The sequence below is a fragment of the Bradyrhizobium sp. SRS-191 genome (assembly GCF_024586915.1).
Lineage (GTDB): Bacteria > Pseudomonadota > Alphaproteobacteria > Rhizobiales > Xanthobacteraceae > Bradyrhizobium.
Genome location: NZ_JANBVS010000004.1, coordinates 19,777 through 42,927, shown reverse-complemented (window position 1 = coordinate 42,927; position 23,151 = coordinate 19,777). Strand labels below are relative to the sequence as shown.

The window sequence follows — 23,151 nt, the reverse complement described above, 5'->3', positions numbered from 1 at the left end:
GCACCGTCCGAACACGGCAGCTGCGAACTCCATCAGCTCAGATCAGACCCAAACCTTAGTTGAACGCCATCGGCGCCGCGCTCGCCATCCAGCCGTCCGAGCGGGTGTTGCGTGCGACCCGCTGATAACGCGAAGCACGGGCCTCGCGCGTGGCACCAGAAGCCGCGCCGAACATGGTCGAGCCGCCGCGCGGATTCACGATGGTGTAGCCGGCGATCGAGCGCGGATGCTCGCGGGTGACGTGGCCGCCGGAGTTGCCGTCATGCACGAGCCAGACATTGCCGGCGACCTGCTGCTGCAGGATCATGACGTGGCCGGAGCGCACCGCGGCCATGCCCGGGGCCGGCATGGCGCGCGGAAAGCGGCGCCAATTGGACGCGAGGTTCAGCTCGGGAATGATCCGGCCAAACGTGTAGAGCGATGCTTCGCAGCCGCAGAAGGCGTGCGGACATCCCGACGGGCGACCGGCCACGACACGGGCTTCGCCGGAAATCGAGGCCATCGCGTTCATCGAGCTGTGGTGGTGACGATAGGAATAATGATGAGATGAGTGATGACGATAGGAGGAGTGATGATGATGCCGAGGACGCGCCTCAGCCTGAACGGACAGAGCGAGCAATGCGGCGACGACAACAATAACGCGGTACATTCGGAGGACTCCTGTACACTGTGAAATCCCCCTGCCGCGCGCCAATCACCCGGCAAACGTGTCCTCAACGTGACCGAATCGCCTGTGAGCCATGCATTTCCGGGATGCGCCTGCCCGCTGCGGCGGTTCCGAATTAACGTATTTGCTTGACTCAATGTCGAAGGGGCGTTCGGCGTTTCGGCTCTATCGGCCGGTCATCACAGAGGAAAATACGGCCGCGTTCGCGAACAACTGTCATGCCGGTCAGATCAAGCGCCAAACTCCGCTGTCGTCCCTGCGAACAGGGACCCATAACCACCGGCTTCCATGGGACGATGGCTAGCAGTCATGGCTCACTGAGAGATTCCGCGGTATGGGTCCCTGCGTTCGCAGGGACGACAGCTGAGAGCGGCGATGCAGCGCTGGCTCGAAGACCTGCTTATTGAAGTCGTGGGCTCATTCGAGACATGTCGGAGATCAACGAGGAAAATCTCGCCCGTCGGGCGACTCACAGCACGTCACGCGTGATGCGAATGGCGGGTTCGGACACTAGCAGCTCGTCAAACACCGCGCGCGCAGAACCTGATTTCGTGAACCCGCTCAAGCTGGTTTGGCCTGTCCAGTCCTCGCGCCGAAAATATTCCGCTTCGCCATTTCGGAATTTCATGATCTCATCCCGTCATCCCGCCTCATCGACGAGGGGCGCTGCGCGGTCGTCACGAAGCGTGGAGTGCGGGATGTGGTGGGCGGGCCGGTTTGCAGCGTGAGCGATTGCGCCGACGAACAACACCGGCCCGTACGGTCAAGTCGCGTGGTCCTGGCCTCCCGAAGCTGAGGTCAAGTCTGCGGTGATGCGTGGAAGCGCATCCTGCGGATGACGGTGGCCAACAAGCCCGGCGCACCGGGGAGATCGCGAAGCAGCCGTTAAAGCCATCGCGCAGGGAGGGCCGGGTCGTTCCGGCTGGACCTGTGGTACCTGCCGCCTGCATTTTTTTCGCAGGCGGGCCACGGGCCTCAGTCGAGGCCCGGCCTTCCCTGCACCCTCGGTTTTTGACGGAGGGTGAGATCGATGCATCACTCGGCCGCATGGGCGTCGCGAGGACGAATGTCCATGCCGCAAATTCCGCTGTCATCCCGGACAAGCCGTGACGCGCGACGCGCGTCGCGGCGCCGATCCGGGATCCATACTCCGCAGCAGTCGTATGAGGCACCCTGGAGCACACATCTCGCGCCTCGATTCCCGCCGGTGGCTATGGGTCCCGGCGTTCGCGGACGACAGCGGGGAATGCGGCGCCGTCTTCGCCATTGACCGCCCCATCCATTGGCCTATCTCTGACATATCCCAAAGCAACGGAACTGGATCCCCATGACAGCACATGTCAGTCGCTTCGATACCGCCATCGATCCCGTGAAGCTCGACCGCCTTGCCGAGGTGGCGGTGAAGGTCGGGCTGCAATTGCGGCCGGGTCAGGATCTGCTGCTGACCGCGCCGTCGGTGGCGCTGCCGCTGGTGCGCAAGGTCGCGGAGCACGCCTACAAGGCGGGCGCGGGGATCGTGACCTCGTTCTTCTCCGACGAGGAGCTGACCTTGGCGCGCTATCGCTATGGTCACGACGACAGCTTCGATCGCGCCGCCGACTGGCTCTATCAAGGCATGGCCAAGGCGTTCTCGGAAAACACGGCGCGACTGGCCATCGTCGGTGACAATCCGATGCTGCTGTCCGGCCAGGACCCGGCCAAGGTCGCGCGGGCCAGCAAGGCCAACTCCAAGGCCTATCAGCCGGCGCTGGAGAAGATCACCAATTTCGAGACCAACTGGAACATCATCGCCTATCCGAGCCCGGCCTGGGCCAGGTTGGTCTTTCCCGACGTCCCCGAGGAAGTTGCGGTCGGCAAGCTTGCCGACGCGATCTTCGCGGCCTCGCGCGTCGACCGCGAGGATGCGGTGTCCGCCTGGGAGCGTCACAACGCGGTGCTGCGCGAGCGCACCGAGTGGCTCAACGACCAGCGCTTCAGCGCGCTGCACTACACGGGTCCCGGCATGGACCTCACGATCGGTCTTGCCGACGGCCACGAGTGGGAAGGCGGCGCCTCGACGGCGAAGAACGGCATCACCTGCAACGCCAACATCCCGACCGAAGAGGTGTTCACGACGCCGCACTGCCGTCGCGTCTCCGGCTACGTCAAGAGCTCGAAGCCGCTGTCCTATCAGGGCACGCTGATCAACAACATCCAGGTGAAGTTCGAAGAAGGCCGCATCGTCGAGGCCAAGGCCTCGAAGGGCGAGGAGGTGTTGAACAAGGTGCTGGATACCGACGAGGGCGCGCGCCGGCTCGGCGAGGTGGCTCTGGTGCCGCACTCCTCGCCGATCTCCAAGAGCGGCTTGCTGTTCTACAACACGCTGTTCGACGAGAACGCCGCCTCGCATATCGCGCTCGGCCAGTGCTACTCGAAATGCTTCGTCAACGGCACCTCGCTGTCGCCGCAACAGATCGCCGCTCAAGGCGGTAACCAGAGCCTGATCCATATCGACTGGATGATCGGTGCTGCGGAGACCGACATCGATGGCGTTCATGCCGATGGCCGTCGCGTGCCGGTGTTCCGCAAGGGCGAGTGGGCCTGATCTGATTCCTGGGTCGGCGGCCCGTCGCCCGGCGGCGCCGCCGACTGCGCGAAGGCGTACGTCATGCTGTTTGTTGTTGCACGGAGGCCCCGTATTTCTACTGCACTCACTGGTTGAATAATTTCAAACTACGTACTTTAATTAGTTCGTCCTTAAGCACGCTCGTTAAAAACTGACCCTGTTGCTCAATTGATTCACAGGGAACAAGAATGGATGCCTCGCTTGCCGCCTCGGCGCAGAGTCGGATTCGTTTTGGGCTCAAGAGCCAAATTCTTTGTCTTGGAGTCGCCGGCGTCGCGGTCATCGGCTGCCTTTATCTGGCGGGACTCTCGATCGAGCGACGCAGCCAGCAGATGGCCGATCGGGTGGCAACCTTGGCCGGCTTGAGCGGCGGCATCTGGGAGAGGCTGCTGCAGGCCCGCGGGACCGCGACGGAATTCCTGCAAAAGCCGTCAGACGCCAAGGTCGCGACGCATGAGCAGATCGTCACGTCGATCCGGTCGCAGCTGGACCGGGCCGACGCCATTCTCGCGGCCGCCCCCGATGACGAGACCGCGCGCCAGGCGGCCTCGTCGCGCGAGGCCATCACCGGCTATGCGACACGCTTCGCCAACGTGGTCGCCGCGCAGAAGACCATCGGCTTCGACGAGAATGACGGGCTGCAAGGCAAGCTGCGCAGCGCCGTCCGCTCGATCGAAACTCAATTGACGAAGTACGACCAGCCGCGGCTCGCGGTGCTGATGCTGATGATGCGCCGGCATGAGAAGGACTTCATGCTGCGCGGCGATCCGAAATACGGCGACGATTTGCGCAAGCGCGTCGACGAATTCGGCGCGGAGCTCGCAAAGTCCGACCTGCCGGACGCCATCAAGGCCGAGATCGTCAAGCTGATGGATGTCTATCGCGCGAGCTTTCTCGCCTTCATGGCCGGACAGACCAGGCTGCTCGGCGAAGCGGCGGAGCTGACCCGGCACTACGAGAGCATCAGTCCGACGCTGCAGGGAATCCGGTCCGCGGCCGACCAGCGGCTCGGTCTCGTCAAGGCCGAGCTCGCCAGCGTCAGGGACATGGTCTTCTGGTCGATCTGCATCACCGTGCTGATCACGGCGGCGGCGGCCTTCCTGTTCGGACGCTGGCTCGCCTCGCCGCTGCTGCAGATGGCCCGCGCCATGGAGCGGCTGGCGCAGAATGATCTGGACGTTGACCTGGAGCCGGTGAAACGTCGCGATGAAGTCGGCCAGATCTCGCGGGCGCTCGGCGTGTTCCACGGCAAGCTGCTGGAGAACCGCCGGCTGACGGAGGAGCAGGCCAAGGCAAAGGAAGCGGCCGAACGCGAGCGCCGCAAGATGTTCGCCGAGATGTGGGAGCTGCTCGAGACCGATCTCGACATCGCCGTTGCCGAAGTCATGGCCATCAGCAGCGACGCCTCGACGCGGAGCGCGCAGGCGGTGGCGGAAGCAAAGACCATTGCGAGCGAGGCGGGCATGGTGGCGCAGGCCTCTGCCGGCGCGAGCAGCAACGTCACGACCGTGTCGAGCTCGGCGGAGGAGCTGTCGGCGACGGGACGGGAAATCGCGCAGCGGGCGGCCGAGACGGCGGAGCTCGCCAGCCGGGCTGCACGCGAAGCACAGCAGGCCGGGTCGACCGTGGCGGAGCTCAGCGATGCGGCCGAGCAGATCTCCTCGGTCGTCAGCACCATCGCCGAGGTGGCCGCGCAGACGAACCTGCTGGCGCTCAACGCCACCATCGAGGCGGCACGGGCCGGAGAAGCCGGCGCCGGATTTGCGATCGTGGCGCACGAGGTCAAGGCACTGGCGCGCAAGACCTCGGAGGCGGCCGACGACATCGCCCAGCGCATCGATCGCATCTCGACCGCCACCTCGGATTCGACCGCGGTCATCAGCAAGATCGGCGCGGCGATCGGCAGCATCGACGGCGCCAGCGCCGCCATGGCCGCCGCCGCCGAACAGCAGGAGGCCACCTTGCGCGAGGTCGCGCGCAGCCTCACCGAGGCGTCGGCGGGCGTCGCCTCCGTCGCCGAAAACGTCACCCGCATCTCCGGACGCTCCGCCGCGATCGAGCAGCAGACCCAGAGCGTGTCCGAACTCGTCAACGGCACCAATGGCCGGGTCTCGGAGCTGCGCGCCAACCTGATGGTGTCGCTGCGCTCATCGAGCGTCGGAGATCGCAGATCGTCCACTCAACGCCGGCCGACGAGTGTCCGCGGGCGCCTGCATGGCAGGGGCGGCCAGATCGACGGCACCGTGCTGGATCTGTCGGAAGGTGGCCTGCGATTCCGCGCCGCCATGGATGTGGCCGGGTTGTCCGAGCAACAGCAGGTGAAGCTGGAATCGCCCTCCTTCGGCGTCCTTGATGGCGACATCGTCGCGATCGGCAATCGCGACGTCCATATCAGCTTCGGCGAGCAGGCGGTGTCCCAGCGCGATGCCGTGGCGAGATTCCTCGCGACCATCGATCGCGCCGACCAGGCCCAGGTCGACGTCGCCCTGGCGGTGGCGGGCAAGATCACGGCAGCGATCGAGCAGTCGATCGCATCGGGCGAAACCACGGTCGCCACATGGTTCGACTTCAACTATCAGCGCATGGCAGGCACGGACCCCGAGCAGTTCGAGGCGCCGTTTACAGCGGTCTGCGACCGGCTGCTGCCGCCGATCCAGGAGGCCGTGCTGGCTGATCCGAATGTCGTGTTCTGCGTGGCGATCGACCGGAACGCCTATATTCCGACCCACAACCGCAAGGTCTCACAGCCGCAGCGGTCGGGTGATCGGTTGTGGAATATCGCCAACTGCCGCAACCGGCGCTTCTACAAGGATCGCGCCGGCATGGCCGCTTCGCGAACGCTTCACGGCCATCAGGCGCAACGCTACGAGCGCGACATGGGCGGCGGCGTCACCGTGCCGCTGAAGGAGATCGACGTGCCGATCAGGATCGAGGGCCGTCACTGGGGCGGGCTGCGGCTGGCATTCAAGGTGTAGATGGACGGGAAGCCGAACGATCGACACAGGAGGCAAGGCGCAGCCCGCGATGTCGCGGGCCGCGCAGATCGCGTGCCGGGGCGGCTTCGATGCCAAGGCGACTTCGATGCTAGGGCGACTTGGCCTGCGTCGCAGGCTCGACCGTGATGCTGATCCGCTCCGACATCACCGGCTTGTTGTGCGGGATGTGGCTCCAGTCGCCGAGCACGAGCTGCAGGGTGTGCTTGCCGGGAGAGAGATTGACCGAGGCTTCGGTCTGGCCCTTGCCGAAATGGACGTGCTCGGCATCGACTGGGATCGCCTCATTGAGCGCATCGCCTTCGAGCGCGGGCGCGTCGATCAGGAGGTGATGATGGCCGGTGTTCGGAGCCTCGGTGCCGGACGGCGCGACGCCCATCCCCGAGAGACCGAACCGGATGAGGACGGGCGAGGAGACCTTGTCGCCGTCCTTGAGGTTGATGAAGTAGGCCTTGGCGTTGTCCGGGGCGGGCGTCTCGCCGGCCATGACATATGTGGTCGTGGCAAGGCTGGCGGCGGACAGCGTGAGGGCGATGGCGAGGCTCAGTCGGCGCATCCTGGGAAATCCTTATCTCTGCGGCGGCGGAAAATCTTTAATGGTGACGGCACGTTGCAGGATGGGCCAAGCGTCCCGCGGGAGGCATGGCCGCATCTTGCAGTGCGGCTAAACAGTAGATCATCAGGTTTGGCGAGGCCGCGAACAAATTGCGGCGTTCGCGTGATGTTTATAGCGCTGGCGTGGTTGTGATGCGACGGCAGGTCGCGGCGATCGGTTCAAATCTTAACGACCGCGGAAAGCGGCCATTAGGTGCAACCGGCTATGGTTGCAGGCCCATGACGGCTCGCGTCCGGTCATTTCAGTCCCAGATATTTGAGGTTCATGATGTCGCCCTCCTTGATCGAAACCGCCAATCTCGCCGTCGACCTGTCGCCGGCGCCGATCGAGCCGTCCTGGATCATCGAGGGCAATCCGACCGCGACCTCCTGCACCGTCGCCCGCAGCAGCGACGGCCTGGGCTCGACCATCGTCTGGCACTGCACCGAGGGCAAGTTCAACTGGTACTACGATTTCGACGAGACCATCCTGATCCTCGAAGGCGCAATCGTGCTGGAGAGCGATGGGCTGCCGGCGAAGCGCTATGGGCCGGGCGACGTGATCTTCTTCCGCGACGGCGCGCATGCGAAGTGGCACGTCGAGGGTCACGTCAAGAAGCTCGCCTTCTGCCTGAAGACCCAGCCTTATCTGCTCGGACTCGCGGTGCGCGTGATCAACAAGCTCAAGCGCATGTTCCTGACGCCGGAAGGCCGCCGCGGTGCCAGCCTGGCCGGTGCGTAGAGCTACACGCCGTCGAGGATGATCACGGTCGGACTCGACGGCAGCAGCTCGCGCGACATCTTCAGGCTGCGCTCGGTGCGGCGGTCGATCTCGAACTGCTGCCCGACCTTGCGCATGAACTCGTCGAGCGGCGTCGCGAAGCGGTGCATCGGCAGCACCACCGAGGCGCGCAGCCGCTTGGTGATCTCGGAGATCCCGTCGAGCGACATCGTGTAGGTGCCGTCGATCGGCACCATCACCACGTCGAGCCGGCCGATCGCGGCGAAATGCGTTTCGTCGAGCTTGACGTGCAGATGGCCGAGATGGCCGATGCACAGGCCCGCGACCTCGAAGATGAAGATCGAATTGCCGTCCCGGATCATGTCGCCGCCGAGCGAGTCGCTGAAGTAGCGGCGGATGTCGGTGGTGATGTTGCGGATCAGCACGTCGCCGACGCGCTCGAAGATCTGCGCCGGCTTGCCGTCGTCGCCCCAGCCGCGCAAGACATGCGGAATGCGCGGATCGGGCGCCAGCGTGTAGTGCGTCGAATGCGCGCGGTTCATGGTGATGACATCGGGCAGCCGACCAACCTGATAGGCGCCGCTATAGTCGGTCGCGATGCGGATGCCCATCGGCGTATCGATGAAGTACGTCGAATGGCCGGCATAGGTGATCGTCACCTCGTTGCCGGCGGCCGCTGTCCGCCGCAGGCTGACCGGCGTGGCGCGCGGCGTCTCGCCGGCCATGGCCAGGCACTCGCTGGTGCGCGGTCCCGACTGCGCCGATACAGGCGATGCGAACGAGACCAGGACGGCAAGCAGCGGGAGCAGCGAACGCAGCATGGCGGTTCCTCTTCAACAGCGCGTGTGAGTGTAGCGAGGAATTGCGATCAGAACTATCCTCATCGCAGCGCCCATGGGACAGGGCTGGTAAGCGGGAGGATGGCATGAGTGAGCGGGACGGATCGCCGCAGGCGAAGGAGATGCAACCGATCAAGGCGATCGATGCCGGAGTCCTGAGCATCGCCTATGTCGAGAGCGGGCCCTCGGATGGCCCGGTCGTCATCCTGCTGCACGGCTATCCCTACGACATCCACTCCTATGTCGACGTCACGCCGCGCCTCGCGGCCCAGGGCTGTCGCGTCATCGTGCCTTATCTGCGCGGCTACGGGCCGACCCGCTTCCGCGACGCATCGACGCCGCGCTCCGGCCAGCAGGCGGCCATCGGCGCCGACCTGATCGCGCTGATGGATGCGCTGGCGATTCCGCGCGCGGTGTTCGCCGGCTATGATTGGGGCGGCCGCGGCGCCGGCATCGGTGCGGCGCTGTGGCCCGAGCGTTGCGTGGGCCTCGTCTCGGTCAACGGCTATCCGATCCAGGATATTGCAAAGTCGCTCGAGCCGGCGCCGGTGCCGCGCGAATTCGCGTTCTGGTACCAATGGTACTTTCAGACCGAGCGCGGCCGCGCCGGCCTCGCGGCCCATCGCGCCGAGATCGCCCGCCTGCTGTGGCGGCGATGGTCGCCGCACTGGGCGTTCGACGATGCGACCTTCGCGCGCGCGGCCGCGGCGTTCGACAATCCGGACCACGTCGATGTCGTGATCAACAGCTATCGCCACCGCTACGGACTGGCCGAGGGCGACCCCCGCTATGACGAGCTCGAACGGCGACTGGCGGCGCTGCCCGTCATCACCGTGCCGACCATCACGCTCGATGGCGACAGCGATGGCGTGATCCCGGCGACCGACGGGCGTGCGCATGCCGCGAAGTTCAGCAACCGGATCGCCCATCGCGTGATCCGCGCCGGTCACAACCTGCCGCAGGAGGAGCCCGAGGCGTTCGCCGCCGCCGTGATGGAGGTGCTACGCTGACGCGATCAGGACCTTGCGGGGCTGAGCTTCCAGGCGGCAAACAGCAGGCCCGCGGTCATCAGGCCGCAGATCACGGCGGCCTCCGGCAACGCGATCGCGAGCGCCGCGGTTGCCGCCCAGCCGATCGAGGAGAAGGCTTCGGCGAAGGTTGCGAGCCGCGACGAGGTCTGGCGGCGCCGGAACTGGCTGCGCCGCGCCTGGATGCGGAACCAGAGCTGGATCGCCGTCGAGGAGATCGTCGCGATCAGCACGGCCGCCGTCGTCGCCAGGGCCTGCCACGGCGCGACCCAGGCAAGCGCGAGCACCAACGGCGCGAAGATCACCGCGATGGTGATCAGCACGACCTCGATCTTGGCGCGCACGATGCGCGCCGCCGGCAGCGGCGCGGTGGCGACCAGCTCGGGCGCGTCCTCGCCGGAGATCGTGAGCCAAGCCAGGCCACCGGCAAGCTGGCCCGCCGCCATCACGATCACCGGCGTGATCAGGATGACGGCTTGCGACGTATCGGAATAGCTGCGCCACAGCAGCAGCGCCGGCGGCACCAGGTAGAGCAGCTGCATCAGCGTCTGCGAGATCAGCCAGGGATCGCGCCGCAGCAGCATGAACTCCTTCCGCCGCAACGCCTGCTGTCGCGAGCCGCCGCGGAAGCTGCGGATCTGCGCGCCGGCGCGGCTGGAGACGCCTTGCGCGGCGGCGCTGATCGCGGTGTCGGCGAAGCGCGGCGAGAACACCATCATGACGATTCCGAGCAACAGCAACCCTGCCGCGAGCAGAATCAGCAGCGCCTGGGGGTCGCCGAGCGCGGCGCGGGCCGGCAGCCAGACGAGGCTGTCCGGATCGGGCGCGATGGCGGCTGCGGCATCGGAGGTGAGCACCGCGAAGCGCGACAGCGTGCCGTAGGAAACGATCGCCGCGATCTGCAGCATGATGACGAAGCCGGCGCCGATCACGGCGGCCAGGATCTGCGCGACCAGCCGCGTGCGCGCCGGACCGATCAGGCGGAACAAGACGATCGTGATCGCGATGGCGGTCGCGGCAGCCGAAAGGCCGACGGCCGCGACCACGACAAAGGCGGCGAGCCAACGCGCCCCGCCCTCGATCAGCAGCACGTCGACGAAGGGCGTCGCCAGCAGCAGCGCCATGCTGGTCACGGACAGCGCGATGGCGGCGATGCGGACCGAGAAGATCTCGGCGAGCCGCACCGGCGACGACATGATCAGGTCGAGATCGGCGCGGGCATAGAACACGCGCGTGACCGACTCGATCGCCTGCGACAGCATCAAGGCCCAGGACAGCATGATGGTCGCGGTGATCACGATCAGCGCGGTCTTATCGAGTGGCGGCTGCAGGTCGGCATAGCGGCCGACCACGGCCCAGGCCGGCAGATGCATGATGGCGCCGAACAGCGCGAGGCCGATGATCGCCGCACGGGTGCGGCGGCGCCGGCCGGCGGTGATCATGCTGAGCCACTCCCGCCAGGCGAGCCTGAGCTCGTGCCGGGCGAACCAGGCCAGCGTGGCTGCCCGTGTCATGCCGCGGACTCGACGTCGACGAGCGCGATGAACAGCTCCTCGAGGCTGGTATCGGTGCGACCGTTCTGTTGGCGCAGCTCGGCCAGCGTGCCCTCGGCGACGATGCGGCCGGCGGCGATGACACCGATCCGGTCGGCCATGCGCTCGGCCACTTCGAGGATATGCGTCGTCATGATCACGGTGCCGCCGCGGCGGACGCGCTCGGCCAGGAGACCCTTGACGTGACGCGCCGAGACCGCATCGAGGCCGGTGAGCGGCTCGTCGAGGATGATCAGCTGCGGGTCGTGCACCAGCGCGCCGGCCAGCGCCACCTTCTGCCGCATGCCCTTGGAGAACCCTTCGCAGCGCTCGTGCAGATGCGGCTCGAGCCCGAGCGAGACCAGAAGCTCGCGCGCCGTGTGGCCCGAGCTCGCGGGATCGACGCCCCAGAGCCCGGAGACGAATTCGAGATATTCGAGCGGCGTGAGCTTGTCGTAGATCATCGGCTCGTCCGACACCCACGCCATGACCTGCTTCGCTGCGATCGGATCATCAAGCGCGTCGATGCCGAAGATCGCGATGTCGCCGGCATCGGGCTTCAGCAGGCCGGCGACCATGCGCAAGGTCGTGGTCTTGCCGGCCCCGTTGGGGCCGACCAGCGCATAGAATTCACCGGCGCGCACGACGAGGTCGAGCCCGTCGACGGCCGGCCGTTCGAAACATTTGGTTAACCCTCGCACAGCAAGGGCGGAGCTCTCTGGTGTCATGGCCGCTCATTCGGTTCGCATCGACAACTTGGACGCAACTCGTTGCGGCGCGGTGAACGCCCACCCTATCGTGATCGCGACGCGCCATTCCCGACCAGCCGGTTCCGAGCGTCAGAACCGGATCGCCTCCGTCCACTCTAGCGCAATGATCCGAGTGCGGAACGACTTCGTTAACACTGCGAGCAGCCCTCCCCGCGGCTGCACGGCGCCAATGAGGATCGACGTGACGGACCAGCTGATCGCGAACCAGACGCGTGACGCCGCTTCGGACGCGCTGCCCGGGCTCACCGTCCGTCTGGATTCCTTTCCGCGCGGCGGAGTCGCCGCGGTATTCGGCGCCAGCGGCGGCATCGGCAGCGCTCTCAGCGTCGCGCTGACTGACAGCGGCCGGTTCGATACCGTCCTCGGCTTCAGCCGCGGCATGGCGCCTGCGTTCGATCTCACCGATGAAGACAGCCTTGCGCGAGCCGCCGAGCAGATTGCGGAAGCAGGCGAGGTCCGGCTCGTCATCATCGCCACCGGGATGCTGCACGAGGGCGAGGCGCTGCCGGAGAAGAGCTGGCGCGAGCTCGATGCCGAGCGTCTTGCCCGCGCCTTCGCCATCAACGCGACCGGACCAGTCTTGCTGATGAAGCATCTGCTGCCACGTCTGCCGCGCACGGGGAAGGCGATGCTCGCGGCGCTGTCGGCGCGGGTCGGCTCGATCGGCGATAACCGGCTCGGCGGCTGGTACGGCTACCGCGCCTCGAAAGCAGCTTTGAACCAGCTCGTGCATTGCGCAGCCATCGAGCTGGCCCGCCGCTCGCCTGACGCGATCTGCATCGCGCTGCATCCGGGCACGGTGGCGACGAAACTGTCGGCGCCGTTCGCCTCGGCCAGCGGCGTCGCTCCGGTCGAAGCCGCGCGTCACCTGCTCGCTGTCGTCGATCGGCTCGAGGCCAAGAACTCCGGCGGCTTCTACGACTGGGGCGGCACACCGGTGCCGTGGTGAAGCGCCATGCCGAAGATGCGCCGCAAGTCCGACCTGCCGACCAAGATCTGCGCCGCCTGCGGCCGGCCATTCGCATGGCGTCGCAAATGGGCCCGCGACTGGGACGAGGTGAAGTTCTGCTCCGATCGCTGCCGCGGGGAGCGGGGGCGGGCAGCCGCCGCTCCTTCGACGCGGCGCAGAAACTAGGGGAGATCACGCATGCTCACCGGCATTCCCACCTCCATGCGGATCCTCGGCCTGAGCGGACTGATCCCGTTCATCGGTCTGGCGGCTTTGGTGATCGCCGGGCGAGAGCCCGCGCGGCTGATGGCGCTACAGGCTCAGATCGCCTACGGCGCCGTCATCCTGAGCTTCCTTGGCGCCGTGCATTGGGGGCTCGCGGTGCAGACGCCGGCGCTCGCGGATTGGTGGCGCATGGCCTGGGGCGTCACGCCGGCGCTGCTCGGCTGGGCGGCCCTCCTGCTGCCGGCCGCGCCGGCGCTGGTGCTGCTGACAGCGGCGCTCCTGGCGGCACTCATCGTCGATGAGCTCTGCTTCAGCGGTGACGACCGGCGATCCTGGTTTCTGAAACTGCGGCGATTGCTGAGCGTCGGCGCGACGGCCGCGATGCTCGCCACTTTCATCGCCGTCGTCATCGGCGGAATTCCTAGCGCGGCTTGAGACGCTGTAGACAGAGCCGCGCCGCCTCGGGCAAGCTTGAGTCTCCTTCGCGAGGCGCCATGAACATCCTGCTGCTCAATCCCAACATCCGCTCCGACATCACCGACCTCATGCTGCAGGTCGGCCGAGACGCCGCCGCGCCCGGCACGACGCTGATCCCCTGCACAGCGCCGCGCGGCGTGCCCTATATCGCCACGCGCGCTGAAGCGCAGATCGGCGGCGCGGTCGCGCTGGAAATGCTGGCGGAGCGCAATGGCACGTTCGATGCCGCGATCATCGCCGCGTTCGGCGATCCCGGCCTGTTCGCCGCGCGGGAGCTGTTCGACGTGCCGGTGATCGGGCTCGCGGAAGCCGCGATGCTGACGGCCTGCATGGCCGGCCGCCGCTTTGCCATCGTCACCTTCGCGCAGGCTCTCGGGCCCTGGTACGAGGAGTGCGTGCGCATGCACGGGCTGATGGAGCGCTGCGCCGGCATCCGCATGCTCGACGGCAGCTTCAAGCAGATCTCCGACGTGCAGCACGAGAAGGAGGAGCTGCTGGTCGAGCTGGCGCTGCGCGCCGTCGAGGAGAACGAGGCCGACGTGCTGATCTTCGCCGGCGCGCCACTATCGGGATTGGCGGCGCGTGTCGCGCATCGCATTCCCGTTCCGGTGGTCGATCAGGTGATCGCGGCGGTGAAGCAGGCCGAGGCGCTGCACGCGCTGAAGATGCGCAAGGCCACGGCGGGCACGTTCCGCAGGCCAGCGGCGAAGCCGACAACGGGATTGGCGGAAGCGCTCGCGGCACGGCTGGAGCATCGGGACGCGTAGTTAAGCGGCACGGCTGAAGGGCTTGTTCGGTCCTTGCCTCTCCCCGCATGCGGGTGAGGGGGACTCTCCGCACGGTCGGTGGGTGTGGCTGCCCCTCACCCCAACCCTCTCCCCGTGAAGAACGGGGAGAGGGAGCGCGCTGCCTTCCGCGCACCTCCGTGCTTTCTCACTAAGAGTGAAACGCATACTGACGTACCGCTCACCCGCTCACTTGTACACAAACGGCCACCACTGCCTGAAAAGGCGGCACGCTTCTTGCTTTTTCAACTCAGTTGAGCAGGAAGCCCATGGCCAGCGTATCGGAAGCCAAGTCGCTCGTTCTCGATCGGATCACGCACCGCTTCTCCAGCGGCACGATGGCCGTGTCCGACATCAATCTCGATGTGAAGGGCGGCGAGATCATCGCCCTGCTCGGTCCGTCCGGCTGCGGCAAGACCACGCTGCTGCGCATCATCGCCGGCTTCATCGGCCAGAGCGAGGGACGCGTCATCATCGGCAATGACGTCGTCGATGCGCTGCCGCCCAACCGCCGCGCGGTCGGCATCGTATTCCAGAACTACGCATTGTTTCCGCATCTCTCGATCTCCGAGAATGTCGGCTACGGCTTGGCCGCGCGTGGCGTCGACAAGGCGACGCGCAGCAAGGAGGCGCAGCGGCTGCTCGACATGGTGCAGCTCGGAAAATTCGGCGAGCGCCTGCCGCGGCAATTGTCCGGCGGCCAGCAGCAGCGCGTGGCGCTGGCGCGCGCGCTCGCGATCAGGCCGTCGATCCTGCTGCTCGACGAGCCGTTCGCCGCACTCGACAAGAATCTGCGGCTGGACATGCAGATCGAGGTCAAGCGGCTGCAGCGCATGGCCGGGACCACCACCCTGATCGTGACTCACGACCAGGAAGAGGCGCTGTCGATGGCCGATCGTGTCGCGGTGCTCAGCCACGGCCACCTCGAGCAGTTCGGGACGCCCAGCGAGATCTACGACCAACCGCAGACGCTGTTCGTGAACACCTTCGTCGGTACGGCGAACAGGCTGAAGGGTACGGTGCTGGCGACCGATGCCGGCAGCGTGAAGGTCGGCCTGGAGGCCGGCGGCGAGATCATCGCGCGGGCGCCTCATCCGGTCCGTGCCTCAGACAAGGTCACCGTCTGCCTGCGTCCCGAGCATCTCGCCTTCGTCGCTGACAAGTCCGGCTTTGCCGGCGAGATCGGCATGGCGCTGCCGCTCGGCGCCACGGTCGTCCACGAGATCAAGGCCAAGGACGGCTCCAGCATCAAGATCTCGCAGGCGCGCACCGGCGGCACGCCGCTGCGCGAGGCCGGCACGCCAGTGCGCGTCGCGCCGCTTGCGCCCGGACTCGCCACTGTCTTCCCGGAATGACAACCACCACATCGGAGTGAAACATGATGCTTGATCGCCGCCGGCTCCTGACCAGCGCCCTGACGCTGGGAGCCATGCACGCCTTCCCCGGCTTGAGCCTCGCGCAGGCGCGGCCGCTGGTGTTCGCGACCTTCACCGGCAGCTGGGAAGAAGCGCACAAGGCGGTGCTGGTGCCGGCGTTCCGCAAGGCGAACGGCGATGCGCCCATCGTGCTCGATCCGATGCTGTCGGTCGACCAGATCGCCAAGGTCAACGCCGCCAAGGCCAATCCGCCGATCGACGTCATGCTGCACGATCCCGGTCCGGCGCTGGTCGCGATCGGCCAGGATCTGGTCGAGCCCTACCCGGTCGACAAGAGCACCTATTTCAAGGACCTGATTCCCGAGGCGCAGGACGCGATGGGTCCGGCGCCGTTCTTCCAGGTCGTCGGCCTGACCTATAATCCGGAGACGGTGAAGACACCGCCGACGTCGTGGGCGGATCTTTGGAAGCCCGAGTTCAAGGGCAAGGTCGGCATCACCAACCTCAACTCCACGCTCGGCACCGGCTGGCTGGTCGAAATCGCGCGCATGCGCGGCGGCTCGGAAGCCAATGTCGACGAGGGCTTCAAGGCACTCGAGGAACTGAAGCCGAACCTCGCGGCCGTCGCCGCCAATCCCGGCGCGCTGGCCACCCTATTCCAGCAAGGCCAGATCGACATCTCGCCCGGCAATTTCAACGCCATCCAGATTCTCAAGGCGCGCGGCGTACCGGTCGAGTTCGTGGCGCCGAAGGAAGGCGCGATCGCCTTCAAGACCACGATCCACATCGTCAAGAACTCGCCGAACAGGGAACTCGCCTTCAAGCTGATCGAGGCGGCGCTGTCGCCCGAGGTGCAGACCACCTTGATGAACTCGCCCTATCTGATCGTGCCGACCAACACCAAGGTCGCGATGTCCGGCGAGATCGCCAAGGTGCTGGCCAAGGACACCGCGGAGCTGAAGAAGAAGTTCGTGTTCCAGGACTGGAAGAAGATCAACGAGCAGCGCGCGTCGTGGATCGAGAAGTTCAACCGCGACATCAAGATCTGACGCGATGAAGAGCGCCGCGACAGCACGTATGACAGCACCTGGAGACGTGACCAGCTTCAGCCTGGGGCTTGCGCTGCCCCTGGGCCTGGTGTTCGCGATCTTCTTCGTGCTGCCGCTGGCGCAGTTGCTCTATCTCTCGCTCCATAACGACACCGCGGCGACGGTGTGGGGGCTCGGTCAGTACATCAAGTTCCTGACCGACCCCTTCAGCCTCGCCGTGCTCGGCTCGACCCTGCTGCTTGGCGCCGAGGTGACGCTCGCCTGTCTCGTGCTCGGCTATCCCATCGCCTGGCTGTATCAGCGGTCAGGCAGCCGGCTGCAGACCCTGATCATCATGATCGTATTGCTGCCGCTGCTCACCAGCGTCGTGGTCCGTACCTTCGCTTGGATCGTGATCCTGGGACGGCAGGGCATCATCAACTCCGTATTGCAATCCATGGGGCTGATCGGCACGCCGTTGCGCATGATCTACACGCAAGGCGGTTTGATCGCCGCACTGGCGCAGGTGCAGATGCCGCTGATGGTGCTGCCCCTGATCACAGCGATCGGCCGCATCGATCCCAATCTCTCCGACGCCTCGGCCTCACTCGGCGCCGGCAGCTGGCGTACCTTTTTCAAGGTGATGCTGCCGCTGTCGATGCCCGGCATCATCGCCGGCTGCACGCTGACTTACGCCGCGGCGATCACCGCCTTCATCACGCAGTCGCTGGTCGGCGGCGGGCAGATGCTGTTCATGCCGATGTATCTGTATCAGCAGGCCTCGACGTTGCAGAACTGGCCGTTCGCAGCCGCAATCTCGATCATCTTCCTGTTCGCGGTGCTCGCGATCGTCGCGCTGTTCTCTATGCTCGGCCGACGCGCGCGCGGCTATGGAGACGCGCGATGAGCGGGCGGCAGCGCAACTGGGAGGCGCTGAGTTTCCAGATCGTGATGACGGTCATTGCCATCCTGGCGCTGATCCTGATCGTGTCGCCGTCTCTGGTGGTGGTGATCGTCTCGTTCACATCAGGCTTCTCGCTGAAATTTCCGCCGCCCGGCTATTCGACGCGCTGGTACGTCGAATTATGGAACGCCTGGCAGCTGCAATTCGCCGCGCGCAACAGCGTCGTCGTCGCGTTGTGGTCGACCGGGCTGTCGATCGTGCTCGGCGTTGCCGCGGCGCTGGCGATCTCGCGTTCGAAGGCGCTCACGGCGAAGCTGCTGGACTCCCTGTTCATGTCGCCGCTGGTGCTGCCCGCGCTCGCCTTCGGGCTTGCAGCGCTGATGTTCTTCTCGCTGATCGGCCTGCCGGTGTCATTGCTCACGCTGGTGATCGGCCACACCATCGTCTGCGTGCCCTATGTCGTGCGCAATACCGTGGCCGCGCTGGCACAACTCGAGCCAACCTTGCTGGAAAGCTCGGCCATCCTCGGCGCCTCCAGGCTCTACACATTCCGCCGCATCGTGCTGCCGCTGATCCGGCCCGGCATCATCTCCGGTGCGTTCATCGCGTTCATGTCGTCGTTCGACAACGTGCCGGTGTCGCTGTTCCTGCGCGATGCCGCCACCGACATGCTGCCGATCCGGATGTGGCAGGACCTCGAAGGCAAGCTCGACGTCACCATCGCCGCGCTGTCCAGCGTGCTGATCATCGCGACGATTGCGCTGATGGCGATCATGGAGCGCACCACCGGTCTGTCGAAGCGGCTGACGGGTTGATCAAGGTTGCCGCAGCGGGGCCTCATGGTTCGAGACGCGCCGCGAGCGGCGCTCCTCACCATGAGGGGTTGGCGCCCAAAGGGGGTCCTGCACACGGACCATCAACACGCCGAGAGGCGTGTTCATGGAGGGGGTGGATATCCCGCCAAGAAATCAGCCCTCGTCCTGAGGAGCCCGCCGCAGGCGGGCGTCTCGAAGGACGGCCACGGGTGACTCACTAAGCGCCGCGGAAAATCGAATAGCCCCACGGGGTGAATTTCAGCGGCAGGTGAAAATGCTCCTCGACCTTGTCGATGGCGAAGCGAAACGGCACTGTGGTCAGGAATTTCGTTTGTGCGTTTGCCCCGAAGAACTCACCGATATGGAACAGCACCTCATACTCGCCGGCGGTGACGCCATCGCCCTTGACGACCGGCGCCTGCAAGGTGCCGTCGGCGCCGAGCTGTCCCTCGGCGAGCAGGGTGCGGTCAGGCGCCACGCGCCAGATCGCGACGCGCAAGCCCAGCGCCGGGCGCCCGTTCGCCACATCGACCGCATGAACCGAGATACCTCCGGCCATCGATTGCTCCGCTCCCAGGTTGCCGCGGCATGATAGACGCGAAACCTCCCGCGGCGCCAGCGCCGCCGCTGTGGCCTGCGCTGGCGGCAATGACGGCGCTGCAGGCGCTCGTGTCGCTGGCGCTGTTCGCGCCGGGCACGGTGGCGCCGCGCGCCGGGCTCAGTATCGAGGAATTGTCGCTGTTCTCGACCGCGGCGTTTGCGATCAGTCTGGTGTCCTCGTTCTGGGGCGGCACCCTGGTGCAAAAGATCGGCTCGCTGCGCGTCGCGGCGCTGTGCGCGGTGGTCGTCTGCACCGGCATGTCGCTGGCGACGCTCGGCAACGGCTGGGCGTTGCTCGGCGCGGGGCTCGTGCTCGGGCTGGCGGCGGGACCGGAAACACCGGCGAGCGCGGCCCTGCTCGGACGTCTCGTGCCGCCGGAGCAGCGCGCGATGGTGTTCTCGATCCGGCAGACCGGCAGCCAGATCGGCGCTGTCGTGGGATCGCTGCTGCTGCCGCCGCTCGCGGTCGGGCTTGCGCCAAGCTCCGCCTATGCCGCGGTGATCGTCTGCGCCATCATCGGCTTCATCAGCTTCGAGCGACTGCGCCCGGCCTACGCCGTCAAGCTAGCGCCCATGCCGTATCTCGGCCTGCGGCAGCGGCTGCAGCTCGTGAGCTCCGACCGCCGCATGGCCGCGCTCGCGATCGCGTCAATCCCGTTCAGCGGCATGCAGGTCATCCTCAACACTTGCTACATCAGCTTCGGCACATCGGAGCTCGCGCTGAGCCATGTCGAAGCGGGCTGGCTGCTGGCTTCGGCGCAAGGCGCGGGCCTGATCGGGCGGCTCGGCTGGGGCGCGGTGGCGACGCGGCTGCGCTCAGCGCGCACGGTGCTGGTGATGGCGGGCGCGGGCATGGCGGTCTGCGCGCTGCTGCTCGGGCTTTGGGGACAATCGCTGAGCGGATCGATCCTGGTTCTGCTCACTTTTATGTTCGGACTGACGGCCAGCGGCTGGAACGGCGTGTTCATCGCCGAGATCGCGAATCTCGCCAAGCCCGGGCGCGTCGCGGAGGCCACCGGCGCGGTGCTCACCACGTCGTTCCTCGGCCTCGTCGCGGCGCCGCTGCTGGTTGCCGTGCTGACGCCGCGCATCGGCCTCGGCGGCAGCTTCGTCATTCTTGGCTTGATGGCGGCCGCAGGCGCGGCCGTGCTGCTGATGGAGCGATCCGATGCGCGCGACTGAGATCGCAAACGCCGTGATGGCGCGACACACCACGGCAAGGGAGATGGCCGAGCAGGTGCTGACACGCATCGCCAAGGCCCGCGACTTGAACGCCGTGGTGACGATCGATCCGGAGCGAACGCGTGCGGACGCGGATGACGTGGACCGCCGCGTTGTGTCCGGAGAGACATTGCCGCTCGCCGGCGTGCCGATCGTGGTCAAGGACAACATCTGGGTCGCGGGCTGGCGCATTACGCAAGGCTCGCGGCTATTCGCTGACTTCGTTGCTTCCGAGGATGCAATCGCGATCGCGCGGCTGCGCCGTGCCGGCGCTGTCATCGTCGGCATCGGCGCGACCTCGGAGTTCGCCTGCAAGGGCGTGACGACATCGCTGCTGTACGGACCGACCCACCACCCGCTTGATCCACGGCTCACGCCGGGCGGCTCCTCGGGCGGACCGGCGTCCGCGGTCGCGGCCGGCCTCGTGCCGCTTGCGATCGGCACCGATGCCGGTGGCTCGAGCCGGCGGCCACCGGCGCATGTCGGCGTGGTCGGCTTCAAGCCGTCCCATGGCGCGATCCCTTATGGACCGGGCTTCGCCGAGCCGTTCTGGCGCATCTCGGTGATCGCGCCGATTGCTGCCGATGCCGCCGATGCGAGGCTCGCGTTCGAGGCGATGGCTGGCGCGGATCCGCGCGACCCGGACTCATTTGATTTGCCATCGGCTGCCGTGGGAGCGCCGTTGCGGCTGGCGTTCTCGCCGCGGCTCGGGCTCGACGTCGCCGTGGATGACGATGTGAGCGCCGGCTTGCAGCGGGCGGTCGATCGGCTCCGCGCCAGGGGGTTCGCCATCACCGACAAGGACCCTGCCTGGCCAGTCGGGCTTGCCGAGGACGCGGTGATGCCGCTGCAACATGCCGGCCTCGCCGCGCTCCATGGCGAGGCCTTTCGGAGTGATCCGACGCAGTTCGATCCTGATATCGCCAAGCAGATCGAGCGCGGCCTCGCTCTCAGCGGCGCCGATGTCGGCCGCGCGCTGGAGGCGAGCACACAGATCGCCCGCGCTTTCGCGGCGTTCTTCACGGAATTTGACGTGCTGTTGGCGCCGACGGTGCCGTGTGTCGCCTGGCCGTTCACGCAGCTCGGCCCGTCCAAGATCGGCGGCAAGCCTGCGAGCCCGCGCGCGCATGCGGTGTTCACGCCGCTCGCCAACCACGCGGGCGTGCCGGCAATCTCGATTCCTTGCGGCTTGAATTCGCAGGGACTGCCGTTCGGTCTGCAACTGATCGCAGCGCGGGGACACGATCGCCTGCTGCTCGATGTGGCTGCAAACGCAGAGCGCGTGTTGGCTGGCTGGCTTTGAGCAATCTGTCGCGCCTCGCGCGAGGCCTACCTCGCCCCGCCAGGGCGAAGCGAAGCTTCGCTAGGGCGGGGAGAGGTCGGATTGCATCGTCAAATGCAATCCGGGTGAGGGGGGTCTCCGCGAGTCTGGTGCTCGTGGCTGCCCCTCACCCCAACCCTCTCAGCGCGAGCGAAGCTCGTCGCGCCCCCGTGAAGAACGGGGAGAGGGAGCGCGCTATCCGTGACGAATGAGCCTGGGTCCAACTCACAGGTGGTGACGTCACCCTCCGCTCAGCCCTGCTCGAATTTCTTCGCCAGTCTGGCCCGCGTGATATGGCCGATCTGGTCGACCGCGTTGGCGATCTCGGCATCCATGTCGTTGCCGATGCGGCGCTCCATTTCGGCGATGACCGAAGCGCGGTCGGCATGGAGCGCGAGGGCGACGATCAGCGGCATGCCGAACTTGTCGCGGTAGCGGCGGTTGATGTCGGCGACGCGCTCGAACTCGGCGCGAGAGAGCGAGGTGAAGCCGAGGCGGCCCTGCTCACCGATCGAGTCGCTGGTCATCTCGCCCGCCAGCGCCTCGCGGCCGGCGAGCTCCGGATGGGCGCGGATCAGCTTCAGCTTCTCGTCGCGGCTCATCGCCCGGACGACGTTCATGAGCGTCGTATGCAACGCATCTGCGGAGTCATCGAATGCGGACAGCCCCGCGCGATAGGCGCGGTCGGCGACCTCAGGAGAGTGCTCGAAGATGTCGCCATAGCGCTCGACGAACAGCACGCGCGACATCTGCGACGGACGCCAACGGCCTGCCGGCGGATGCGTCCGGATCCAGTGCCGGGCGATGTCGAGCCGGGTCGCGACCCAGACTTTCTCGTGGCCCATGATGTAGTCGAGAAAGCGCGCCAGCGCCGCAGCCCGGCCCGGACGGCCGACGAGGCGGCAATGCAGCCCGACTGACATCATCTTCGGGCTCTCGGCGCCTTCGGCATAGAGCGTGTCGAAACTATCCTTCAGATAGGCGAAGAACTGGTCGCCGGCATTGAACCCCTGCGGCGTGGCGAAGCGCATGTCGTTGGCGTCGAGCGTGTACGGTACGATCAGCTGCGGGCCGTGCGGTCCCTGGATCCAGTAGGGCAATTCGTCGGCATAGGAGTCAGCGCTGTAGACGAAGCCCTGCTCCTGCAGCACGATGTCGAGCGTATGCTCCGACGTGCGGCCCTGGTAGAAGCCGAGCGGACGCTCGCCGGTCAGCTCGGTGTGCAGGCGGATCGCCTGCTCGATGTGATCGCGCTCGTCTGCTTCCGAGAAGTCGCGGTAGTCGATCCATTTCAGGCCGTGCGAGGCGATCTCCCAGCCGGCCTCTTTCATCGCCGCCACCGCGTCCGGGTTGCGCGCCATGGCGGTGGCGATCGCGAACACCGTCACCGGCAGCTTGCGCGCGGTGAACATCCGCCAAAGACGCCAGAAACCGGCGCGCGAGCCGAACTCGTAGATCGACTCCATGTTCATGTGGCGCTGGCCCGGCCAGGCCGCCGCACCGACGATCTCGGACAAAAACGCCTCCGAGGCGGCGTCGCCGTGCAGAATGTTGTTCTCGCCGCCCTCTTCGTAATTGATCACGAATTGTACGGCGACCCGGGCATCGCCCGGCCAGCGCGGATGCGGCGGCGTGCGGCCGTAGCCGACCATGTCGCGCGGATAATCGGCAGTCATTCGT

General features: G+C 66.5%; 22 protein-coding genes. 14 read left to right on the top strand and 8 right to left on the bottom strand.

Features of this window, described 5'->3' with window-relative positions:
* Window positions 1–55: 55 nt before the first annotated feature.
* Together NLR35_RS08995 and NLR35_RS08990 are read right to left on the bottom strand one after the other, a co-directional pair.
* Window positions 56–649 carry a hypothetical protein gene (locus NLR35_RS08995; protein ID WP_257166213.1) on the bottom strand — a complete coding sequence of 198 codons (594 nt, stop codon included), beginning with the start codon at window positions 647–649 and terminating at the stop codon, window positions 56–58.
* A gap of 487 nt (window positions 650–1,136) precedes the next feature.
* A complete protein-coding gene (locus NLR35_RS08990; RefSeq protein ID WP_257166212.1) occupies window positions 1,137–1,295 on the bottom strand; it encodes a hypothetical protein in 159 nt (52 codons plus the stop codon).
* 699 nt (window positions 1,296–1,994) lie between these two features.
* Here NLR35_RS08990 and NLR35_RS08985 point away from each other — a divergent pair.
* The gene (locus tag NLR35_RS08985) at window positions 1,995–3,251 is read left to right on the top strand and encodes an aminopeptidase (protein ID WP_257166211.1); all 1,257 of its coding nucleotides are present in this window, start codon (window positions 1,995–1,997) and stop codon (window positions 3,249–3,251) included.
* A gap of 209 nt (window positions 3,252–3,460) precedes the next feature.
* The gene (locus tag NLR35_RS08980) at window positions 3,461–6,247 is read left to right on the top strand and encodes a methyl-accepting chemotaxis protein (protein ID WP_257166210.1); all 2,787 of its coding nucleotides are present in this window, start codon (window positions 3,461–3,463) and stop codon (window positions 6,245–6,247) included.
* 109 nt (window positions 6,248–6,356) lie between these two features.
* Here the strand turns inward: NLR35_RS08980 and NLR35_RS08975 are convergent, their stop codons facing one another.
* Entirely contained in the window at window positions 6,357–6,821 is a 465-nt protein-coding gene (locus tag NLR35_RS08975; protein WP_257166209.1) for a DUF4399 domain-containing protein, read from the bottom strand.
* A gap of 327 nt (window positions 6,822–7,148) precedes the next feature.
* Between NLR35_RS08975 and NLR35_RS08970 the strand changes: the two genes are divergently transcribed.
* Window positions 7,149–7,601: a cupin domain-containing protein gene (locus NLR35_RS08970; protein ID WP_257166208.1), complete on the top strand. Its 453-nt coding sequence runs from the start codon at window positions 7,149–7,151 to the stop codon at window positions 7,599–7,601.
* Window positions 7,602–7,603: 2 nt separating this feature from the next.
* On the opposite strand, the gene NLR35_RS08965 is transcribed toward NLR35_RS08970, so the two are convergent.
* On the bottom strand, window positions 7,604–8,422 hold the full coding sequence (locus tag NLR35_RS08965; protein ID WP_257166207.1) for an MBL fold metallo-hydrolase: 819 nt from the start codon (window positions 8,420–8,422) through the stop codon (window positions 7,604–7,606).
* A gap of 104 nt (window positions 8,423–8,526) precedes the next feature.
* On the opposite strand from NLR35_RS08965, the gene NLR35_RS08960 reads away from it, so the two are divergent.
* Window positions 8,527–9,450: an alpha/beta fold hydrolase gene (locus tag NLR35_RS08960; protein WP_257166206.1), complete on the top strand. Its 924-nt coding sequence runs from the start codon at window positions 8,527–8,529 to the stop codon at window positions 9,448–9,450.
* Between the two features lie 5 nt (window positions 9,451–9,455).
* On the opposite strand, the gene NLR35_RS08955 is transcribed toward NLR35_RS08960, so the two are convergent.
* The gene (locus NLR35_RS08955; protein WP_257166205.1) at window positions 9,456–10,982 is read right to left on the bottom strand and encodes a permease; all 1,527 of its coding nucleotides are present in this window, start codon (window positions 10,980–10,982) and stop codon (window positions 9,456–9,458) included.
* Window positions 10,979–11,728: an ABC transporter ATP-binding protein gene (locus NLR35_RS08950; protein WP_257166204.1), complete on the bottom strand. Its 750-nt coding sequence runs from the start codon at window positions 11,726–11,728 to the stop codon at window positions 10,979–10,981. The genes NLR35_RS08955 and NLR35_RS08950 overlap by 4 nt, the downstream gene beginning before the upstream one ends.
* Before the next feature lie 223 nt (window positions 11,729–11,951).
* Here NLR35_RS08950 and NLR35_RS08945 point away from each other — a divergent pair, with 223 nt between their 5' ends.
* The 8 genes from NLR35_RS08945 (at window position 11,952) to NLR35_RS08910 (ending at window position 18,329) form a co-directional block, all read left to right on the top strand.
* Window positions 11,952–12,719, top strand: a complete 768-nt coding sequence (locus NLR35_RS08945) for an SDR family NAD(P)-dependent oxidoreductase (RefSeq protein ID WP_257166203.1) — start codon at window positions 11,952–11,954, stop codon at window positions 12,717–12,719.
* Between the two features lie 6 nt (window positions 12,720–12,725).
* Complete coding sequence (locus tag NLR35_RS08940) at window positions 12,726–12,905, top strand: DUF2256 domain-containing protein (RefSeq protein ID WP_257166202.1); 180 nt, start codon at window positions 12,726–12,728, stop codon at window positions 12,903–12,905.
* 12 nt (window positions 12,906–12,917) lie between these two features.
* Window positions 12,918–13,379, top strand: coding sequence for a DUF3429 domain-containing protein (locus NLR35_RS08935; RefSeq protein ID WP_257166201.1), 462 nt, complete (start codon window positions 12,918–12,920; stop codon window positions 13,377–13,379).
* A gap of 59 nt (window positions 13,380–13,438) precedes the next feature.
* Window positions 13,439–14,188, top strand: coding sequence for an aspartate/glutamate racemase family protein (locus NLR35_RS08930; RefSeq protein ID WP_257166200.1), 750 nt, complete (start codon window positions 13,439–13,441; stop codon window positions 14,186–14,188).
* Window positions 14,189–14,475: 287 nt separating this feature from the next.
* Complete coding sequence (locus NLR35_RS08925) at window positions 14,476–15,561, top strand: ABC transporter ATP-binding protein (protein ID WP_257166199.1); 1,086 nt, start codon at window positions 14,476–14,478, stop codon at window positions 15,559–15,561.
* A gap of 23 nt (window positions 15,562–15,584) precedes the next feature.
* Window positions 15,585–16,631: an ABC transporter substrate-binding protein gene (locus NLR35_RS08920; RefSeq protein ID WP_257166198.1), complete on the top strand. Its 1,047-nt coding sequence runs from the start codon at window positions 15,585–15,587 to the stop codon at window positions 16,629–16,631.
* A 4-nt stretch (window positions 16,632–16,635) separates the two neighbouring features.
* Entirely contained in the window at window positions 16,636–17,517 is an 882-nt protein-coding gene (locus tag NLR35_RS08915) for an ABC transporter permease (RefSeq protein WP_257166197.1), read from the top strand.
* Window positions 17,514–18,329 (top strand): ABC transporter permease, encoded by an 816-nt coding sequence (locus NLR35_RS08910; protein ID WP_257166196.1) that lies wholly within the window; start codon window positions 17,514–17,516, stop codon window positions 18,327–18,329. The genes NLR35_RS08915 and NLR35_RS08910 overlap by 4 nt, the downstream gene beginning before the upstream one ends.
* Before the next feature lie 217 nt (window positions 18,330–18,546).
* Here the strand turns inward: NLR35_RS08910 and uraH are convergent, their stop codons facing one another.
* Entirely contained in the window at window positions 18,547–18,888 is a 342-nt protein-coding gene (gene uraH, locus NLR35_RS08905; protein WP_172183678.1) for a hydroxyisourate hydrolase, read from the bottom strand.
* A 29-nt stretch (window positions 18,889–18,917) separates the two neighbouring features.
* On the opposite strand from uraH, the gene NLR35_RS08900 reads away from it, so the two are divergent.
* A complete protein-coding gene (locus NLR35_RS08900; RefSeq protein WP_257166195.1) occupies window positions 18,918–20,111 on the top strand; it encodes an MFS transporter in 1,194 nt (397 codons plus the stop codon).
* Entirely contained in the window at window positions 20,098–21,453 is a 1,356-nt protein-coding gene (locus NLR35_RS08895; RefSeq protein WP_257166194.1) for an amidase, read from the top strand. Before NLR35_RS08900 ends, NLR35_RS08895 begins: the two co-directional genes overlap by 14 nt.
* A gap of 269 nt (window positions 21,454–21,722) precedes the next feature.
* Here NLR35_RS08895 and puuE read toward each other — a convergent pair whose 3' ends face one another.
* Window positions 21,723–23,147, bottom strand: coding sequence for an allantoinase PuuE (gene puuE, locus NLR35_RS08890; RefSeq protein WP_257166193.1), 1,425 nt, complete (start codon window positions 23,145–23,147; stop codon window positions 21,723–21,725).
* Window positions 23,148–23,151 lie beyond the last annotated feature (4 nt).